Raw genomic sequence first — 7,175 nt, 5'->3', positions numbered from 1 at the left:
AAGAGGCGAGAAACGAGAGGTGAGAACTGAGAAATAAGAGCCAAGAATCAAGAATGGAACCTCTCTGAATTAGGAGTAAAGGTTTAAGGGATGGATAAAGAACTACAATTTACTGAACGTCATATTCATTAATGAATTTCGAATAAGGAATGATGAATAATGAATGATGAAGATTTGGGAATCAATCGTTTAATTTAAATTTTAACAATAAATTACCTACAAAAAACTATGCCCACCATCACCACCAACGGAATCAACATCTACTTTGAAGAAAGAGGCTCGGGAGAACCTTTGCTTCTGATTATGGGGATCACAGCACCGGGATCGGTCTGGGAAAAACATGTTGCCCGTTGGGCAAAATCCTTCCGCTGTATCTTGGTGGACAACCGTGGTGTAGGCAAATCTGACAAACCTGCAGGATCCTACACTGCCCTTCAGATGGCCCAGGATTGCATTGGAGTTTTGGATCATTTGGGCTTAGGGGTTGTAAAAGTGGTTGGCGTATCGATGGGAAGCATCATTGCCCAACAGATGGCCATTCATTACCCGACAAGGGTAAAAGCTATGGTCCTGATGTGTCCATGGGCAAGATGCGACAATACGGCCAAGGCTATTTTTCAGCATATGAAGGACTGCAAAGCAAGGTTGAAGCCTGATGAATTCAGCCTTTACATTCAGTTGTTGATTTTCTCAAAACGTTCTTGGGATGATGAGGAATTCCATTCAGGTTTGTTCGAAGACCGAAAAAATGCAGCTTTGGATCCAAATCCCCAGCCACTGATCGGGTTGGAGGCCCAGGCGGATGCATGTATCAACCATTCTGTGCTAGAGGATTTGAAAAAAATCAACTGTCCGACCTTTGTTCTAGGAGGGGAGAAAGATGTATTTACACCTCAGTGGATGACTAAGGAAGTTGCCTCGGCAATCCCCAATTCCAAATTGCATATCTACCCGGAAAGCGGTCATGCTTTTCATTGGGAGAATTTGGAGGATTTTAATGAGAGGGTAGGGGATTGGTTGGAGAGTCAGGGATAATATACTTTGATCCAATATTAAAATATTTTTCTTTTTCCCTGATTGAGAGTTGAGGTCAGGGAGTCGGGTTTTTCAGAAGAATTTACATCCTTCTGTGATGCAGCAGATTTGGATAAAAGAAAAAAGAACTAAGACTGCTCTCTTCTCGGTGAATTTATTTCAGAAAACCAATTTTGGAAAGGCTTTTTTCGCCTTCTGGAAATAGGGAGGGTCTGACCCGAGGATAATAAAAGGGAGAAACTATTGACAATATAATGTACATGGATTCTATTCACTAAGTGAGATTTGTGACACCTAAAGAAATAATGGTCATCCAAAATTTCTGCCAAATCTGAAAGGGTTTTAGAGACAACTACTTTTTTGTTGCCCAGTTGAATCTGACTGTAGTTTCTGTCCCCTTGGATGTATAGGACATCTTTGACGGCAATTTTCACCAGTCCTTTCTGGATATTAAGATTAAGGACATGTTCTTTTTCATCCAAGGTGGAAATATTTACCAAAGCCTGATTAATTGGATTTGGAAGGGAAGATTGCTCGTACTGGTTCTTAAAGCGGGCAATGGCATTTTTCAACTCCTCAAGATCAATTGGCTTCAGCAAATAATCCAAGGCATTGAACCGGATGGCTTTAATTGCATAATGTCTGTAGGAGGTAATAAAAATAGTTTTAAAATTGATTTCCGGCAGTTGTAAAAGCATTTCAAAGCCAGTCATGTCGTTCACCTCTACATCCAAAAAGACCAGTTTGGGCCTAAATTTCATTAATTTCTGAATCCCTTCTTGACCATTATTGGCAACGGCTATCACCTGAATTTCGGGAAAGTGTTGGGTCAGCTTATCCAAGAGGAGATCACTGATAAAAGGATCGTCATCAATGATCGCACAAGTAATTAGGGTTGATATGTTTGGATCCTTACTCAAAATGAACCTTTAAGATATTTGAAAATTCGGCTATGACATCTTCTAATTTAAATTAAACAGTACTGAATATTTGAAATTAATGACTTTAAATGAATAAAAAGATTATTTCACTTCTTTGAATAACTATTTATATCCAATATAGCCAGTTTTTTATACACAAACTAATGATAATAGAAATCATGCCAAAATGGTAAAATGAATAATCAAACGGTAAATCCGCCAAATCTTGCCATTTGATCAACCAATCAATCAATATTTAGTCTTTGGATAAGAAAATCTAGGTTTGACTGAATTTCATGATTAAATTAAGGTAATAAATCGAGTATAATCCTTAGATGAATTCAATTTAACATCCTATTAAAGGATTATAAAATAATATTCCTCAGCAATTTTTAATTTTTATAATTAAAGAGATGCCAGTAAAGTGGTAAAAATTCTAAATTCTACAACCACCAATCCTTATTTATATTTCTTTTATACCAATCACATGTATTTAAATTTAAAAAATTTCTAACCCAAAAAAACAAAAAAAAATGAAGAAAATCTTAGTAAAATTTTGTCTCGTTGCAGCAATGGGACTAATGTTCGTCATTCAGGTAAATGCTCAATCAAGTCAAGATAGAATCCCTTTTTCAACAACAGTTGACTTTTGTGGAGAATTAGTTGATGTGGATGGAGAATTTCATTTTGTTTCAAATTCAGTTTTCTCCAATAATGGAAATGTCATGTTGAAATACCATGTCAATGGGAAAGGAACAGGTGTAGGACAAGATTCAGGTGCAGTTTATCAGTGGAATGAAGTGTCCAATCAAACCTTCAATGCATCGAAAGGTATAAATTATACTGTTACTCAAACCTTTATGATGATAGGACAGGGTAAGGCTCCGAACCGTAAAGTTCATTTAACTTATCATATTACCATAAATGCCAATGGTGAGTTGACGGTTGATGTTTATAATTTAAGTGTAGAATGTAAATAGGCGATTTGGAAAATACTAAAGGCCTAAGTGTTTAATCTTATGCCTTTTTTTTATTCATTAGAATCAGTTAAAGAAATGCTTGTTAATGCCACAACAACCTACTTGAATTATCAATTATATTTTATCGATCACCCTTTATATAATAAAAACAAATTCTAACCTAAACAAACAAAAAAAATGAAGAAAAACTTAGTAATTCTTAGTCTCATTGCAGCAATTGGACTAATGCTAACCCGTCAGGTAAATGCTCAATCAAGTCAAATTAGATTTCCTTTTTCGGGCACAGCCTACTTTTGTGATGAACCAGTTGATGTGGATGGTGAGTATCATGTGGTTTTAAATAACGTTACTTCCAAAAGTGGGAATACGATGTTCAAATTACATGTCAATGCGAAAGGATCTGGTGTAGGACAAATATCAGGGGCAAAGTATCAGTATAATGATGTATCCAATACAACTGAGACCATATCGAAAGGATCTAGTACTAATTTTACTTTATCCGGTTTCCTTATAGGACAGGGTAAAGCCCCGAATTATAAAGTTAAAGCAAACATCCATATTACTGTAAATGCCAATGGCGAGGTGACGGCTGAGTTTCTTGATTTCAGTCAAGAATGTAAATAGGGATTTTTTAAAAATACTAAAGGTCTAAGTGTTTAATCTTAGGCCTTTTTTTCATTTTATGTTTTGATATAGAAAAAAATCCAAAAAGGAAAATGGATTTACAATTTTAATACAAAGAGGAAGACAGTCATGCCATGACTACCACTTTTTTTTAAAGCCCATGCTTTTCCCCCATCACCTTGATAAACTTATACCCACTTTCAGCCATTTCCCAAGGTTCTGAAAACTGTCTCCACACACCGATGGCATTGGCGAAGTCAGGATCGTTTCGGGTAAAGCCCTCAATAGTCAGCCAACCTTTGTATTTGATCTCAGCCAACGCGGCAAAAGTTTCATCCCAAGGCACATGACCGGAACCCGGGGTGCCCCGGTCATTTTCACTGATATGGAAGTGGGCAAGATATGGTGCAATGTGGCGGATAGCTTCTCCTAACTTTTTCTCTTCCATATTTGCATGGTGGGTGTCAAACATTGCCATTACATTGGGATGGTTGGTGTTTTTCAATAAATGGGAAAGTTGCACCATGGTGTTGCAGAGGTAGCATTCAAATCGGTTCAATGCTTCAGGAGTAAGGAGGATGCCAGCCTGTACAGCGTAATCACCTGCTTGGTGGAGAATTTCGGCACTCCGGGCATATTCGATACCCTGTGGAGCGGCTTTGGAAAAAGTGGCAAATGCCGAATGAAAAGGTCCGCACAATACCTGCGAACCAAGGTCATGGGAACGGTCTATAATCCATTTGATTTTCTCTAGGCCTTTTTGACGGATTTCAGTTTCAGGACTGACCAGATTTTCCTCAGGGCTAAGCACACATACAGTAGTGACTTCCAATCCGATATTTTTGCAATATTCTCCGATTCGCTTGTAAGCAGCTACATCTTCTGAGCCAACAAAAAATTCAGCCCCGTCATATCCGATTTTTTTCAATCTGTCCAAGATGGGTTTCAGGTCATCCGACATGGCAGCCGACCAGGCCAATACATTAAATCCAATTTTATTCATGGTTGTTTTTTTTTTAATCTAATACAAATGATTGGGGATTTGAGTTAAAAACTCAATACTCAGAGATCCGAAGTTATAAACTTCGGACAACCTATCTCACATCTCTCGTCTCACATCTCACGTCTTTTTCATCTAAAATCCCCAACCCTCATCCCTTTCCTAAATGTTCCAAATCCAAACATAGATGGATCGTATTTACCTACAATAGAGACATCCATGTCAGGTGTGATTTTGTCAGGCATATCAAGGCCCCAAAAAACAGCATTAACGACAAGTCTCCTTAAGTCTCCACTTTGCAGATCAACCGAAGCACCCATGGTGGTGGTAAATACTTTTCCTTTTTTCCCTCCCTCAATCTGATAGTCTTTGGTCCAGGCCATGGGCATTACCGCTTTTTCCCAATTCACAGGGGCATCGTCAGTCATTCCCGAAGTAGGAACGCCATAAACAAGCACATGGGCTTCAGGCACCAGGTTTTTAACAGTATAAACATCGGAAGCAACCCAGATATTTTTGACGCCTCTTAAGATGGGATGGTCTTCTTGTTGGGGAATTCCACTGATAAGGCCTCTCGCCCCTTCCTTTCCATGGTGTCCATGGTGGGCAACCCAAGTTTCTCCCAAAATTTGCTGGCCAAATCCCCCTTCCCATCCTTTGTCTTTGTTTCTCCAGTCAAATTTGGCAAAGGGACTGTTTTTGTTTTTTTCATAATGAAATCCATGGGTGGCAGTCCTTAGTCCAATGATGGGTTTTCCGGCCAATATAAAATCATGAAAATGCTTGGTCTGCTCATCCGGTAATTCTCTGAACCGGGTCAGCATGATCATGAGGTCAGCTTTTGCGAGTTGTTTCAAACCAGGGATGTTGTTTTGGTAAGAAGGTACAATGTCTCCGGTTTCTGGTTCGATTGGAAAGAGCACTGTGCAGGTAAATCCGTAATGCTTAGCGAGTAATTTTCCCAACATGGGCAGACCTTCCTCGGAACGGTATTCGTCATCCCCGCTGATCAGAACAATATGTTTGCCCTTACCGGGGCCATCTTTTCCCTCAAAGCGGAGCCAGGTTTTTCCTTCTTGGGCATTCAAGAGGGTGCACGAAAAAACAAGAAGTAAAAGCAGGTAAGAGAGTTTTTTGGATGAAGAAAAGTATGGAAGTTCTGGGAATTCTGATTTAAAGAACATTGGTTTTCAGGTTATAGGATTTTCAATTTGGAATCAATTTGAAAAGATACTTTGAAAGCAGCATTGAAAAAAGCGAAATTTGATAAGATTTGTGCGGGTAATGTGGATTTGAAGTTGTAGGACTTGGTTTTTTTGTGGGAGGTGGTTTAATTGAAAACAGGCATGTCTGATTTTTAGAATATTTGGAAAAATAAGACAGTGAAATAGCCTATGGAATTAAAAGCATAAGATATATAAAATGAGCACTATTCTTTTTTTATATTGAGTCATGAATAGTTACCGTCTTCTGCTATTTGCAGCAGTATTGTCCCTAATGGGTCTTTCGTGTGGCCCCGATATTGGAAATATAGGTACTCCTGACCATACCTTAAAGCCTTTTGCGGAAAATCCCCGATATTGGCAGTACAAAGGCAGACCTGTGCTATTGCTGGGTGGGAGCAAAAACGACAACCTGTTCCAGTCCGACAGCTTGAAGGAACATTTGGATGATTTGGAAGCTGTTGGGGGTAATTTTATCCGCAACACCATGTCTTCCCGCGATGAGAGGGATATTTGGGCTTATGGTATGGTGGATGGAAAATATGACCTGGACCGTTGGAATGACGGTTATTGGGACAAGTTGGAATACCTGCTCAGGCTTTGTGATGAGCGGGACATCATCGTGCAGATGGAGCTTTGGGACCGCTTTGATTTCAGCAGGGAGGAATGGCTGCTCAATCCTTTTCACCCGGACAACAATATCAATTACACGCAGGAAGAAAGTCCTTTTGAGGTTGTTTATCCCAACCACCCAGGTGCAGACCACCAACCTTTTTTCCACAGTATCCCAGGCATGCCCAAGTATGGGGAAAAGCTGATGCCAATCCTGAAATATCAGGAAAGGTATGTGAACAAGTTTCTTTCCATCACCTTAAAATATGAAAATATACTGTATTGCATGAACAATGAGACCACCTCGCCGGTGACCTGGGGCAATCATTGGATTACCTATATCAGGGAAAAAGCCGAAGAACAGGGGAAGACCGTTTTCCTGACAGACATGTATGATGATTTTCATAAACCGTCCTCCTGCCAACGTTGTCATGACCTGATTGCGCATCCGGGATTTTACACCTTTATGGACATTTCCCAGATCAACAGCAGGAACTTCGGTCAGGCACATTGGGATACCTTGCAATATATTTTGGGCTTAAGGGACCAATACCCGCTACGACCGGCCAACCATACCAAAGTGTATGGAGGGATGAACAGTCAATGGGGTTCGGGAAGCAATGATGATGGGGTGGAGCGATTTTGCCGCAATGTTATCGGCGGGGCCGCAGCGGTAAGGCACCACAGGCCGGATTATGGCAATGGGTTAAATGACAAAGCAAAATCATCCATCCGGGCATCCCGGATATTGTCAGGACAGGTCAATCTATGGGAAATGAAG

The 7,175-nt window shown here is 39.9% G+C and carries 7 protein-coding genes; 4 read left to right on the top strand and 3 right to left on the bottom strand.

Going from position 1 to position 7,175, the window contains the following annotated elements; genetic code table 11:
* Nucleotides 1-228 precede the first annotated feature (228 nt).
* Nucleotides 229-1,035, top strand: a complete 807-nt coding sequence (locus tag ACEW8O_RS13625) for an alpha/beta fold hydrolase (RefSeq protein WP_373495176.1) — start codon at nucleotides 229-231, stop codon at nucleotides 1,033-1,035.
* A 128-nt stretch (nucleotides 1,036-1,163) separates the two neighbouring features.
* On the opposite strand, the gene ACEW8O_RS13620 is transcribed toward ACEW8O_RS13625, so the two are convergent.
* On the bottom strand, nucleotides 1,164-1,955 hold the full coding sequence (locus ACEW8O_RS13620; RefSeq protein ID WP_373495175.1) for a LytR/AlgR family response regulator transcription factor: 792 nt from the start codon (nucleotides 1,953-1,955) through the stop codon (nucleotides 1,164-1,166).
* Nucleotides 1,956-2,488: 533 nt separating this feature from the next.
* Here ACEW8O_RS13620 and ACEW8O_RS13615 point away from each other — a divergent pair.
* Together ACEW8O_RS13615 and ACEW8O_RS13610 are read left to right on the top strand one after the other, a co-directional pair.
* Nucleotides 2,489-2,935, top strand: coding sequence for a hypothetical protein (locus ACEW8O_RS13615; protein WP_373495174.1), 447 nt, complete (start codon nucleotides 2,489-2,491; stop codon nucleotides 2,933-2,935).
* 177 nt (nucleotides 2,936-3,112) lie between these two features.
* Nucleotides 3,113-3,559 (top strand): hypothetical protein, encoded by a 447-nt coding sequence (locus ACEW8O_RS13610; protein ID WP_373495173.1) that lies wholly within the window; start codon nucleotides 3,113-3,115, stop codon nucleotides 3,557-3,559.
* Nucleotides 3,560-3,710: 151 nt separating this feature from the next.
* Here ACEW8O_RS13610 and ACEW8O_RS13605 read toward each other — a convergent pair whose 3' ends face one another.
* Nucleotides 3,711-4,562: a sugar phosphate isomerase/epimerase family protein gene (locus tag ACEW8O_RS13605; RefSeq protein WP_373495172.1), complete on the bottom strand. Its 852-nt coding sequence runs from the start codon at nucleotides 4,560-4,562 to the stop codon at nucleotides 3,711-3,713.
* Between the two features lie 128 nt (nucleotides 4,563-4,690).
* A complete protein-coding gene (locus ACEW8O_RS13600; protein ID WP_373495171.1) occupies nucleotides 4,691-5,743 on the bottom strand; it encodes a ThuA domain-containing protein in 1,053 nt (350 codons plus the stop codon).
* Between the two features lie 268 nt (nucleotides 5,744-6,011).
* On the opposite strand from ACEW8O_RS13600, the gene ACEW8O_RS13595 reads away from it, so the two are divergent.
* Nucleotides 6,012-7,175, top strand: a 1,164-nt coding sequence (locus tag ACEW8O_RS13595) for a hypothetical protein (protein WP_373495170.1), incomplete at its 3' end; no start/stop codon positions are given.

Origin of the sequence: Aquiflexum sp., assembly GCF_041749095.1 — a bacterium.
Lineage (GTDB): Bacteria > Bacteroidota > Bacteroidia > Cytophagales > Cyclobacteriaceae > Aquiflexum.
This window is presented reverse-complemented; position numbering and strand designations above follow the sequence as displayed.

Excerpts from the sequence above, each read along its gene's own strand:
- ACEW8O_RS13610 (WP_373495173.1), top strand. The coding sequence starts at position 3,113 with ATGAAGAAAAACTTAGTAATTCTTAGTCTCATTGCAGCAATTGGACTA.
- ACEW8O_RS13600 (WP_373495171.1), bottom strand. The coding sequence starts at position 5,743 with ATGTTCTTTAAATCAGAATTCCCAGAACTTCCATACTTTTCTTCATCC.
- ACEW8O_RS13605 (WP_373495172.1), bottom strand. The coding sequence starts at position 4,562 with ATGAATAAAATTGGATTTAATGTATTGGCCTGGTCGGCTGCCATGTCG.
- ACEW8O_RS13615 (WP_373495174.1), top strand. The coding sequence starts at position 2,489 with ATGAAGAAAATCTTAGTAAAATTTTGTCTCGTTGCAGCAATGGGACTA.
- ACEW8O_RS13625 (WP_373495176.1), top strand. The coding sequence starts at position 229 with ATGCCCACCATCACCACCAACGGAATCAACATCTACTTTGAAGAAAGA.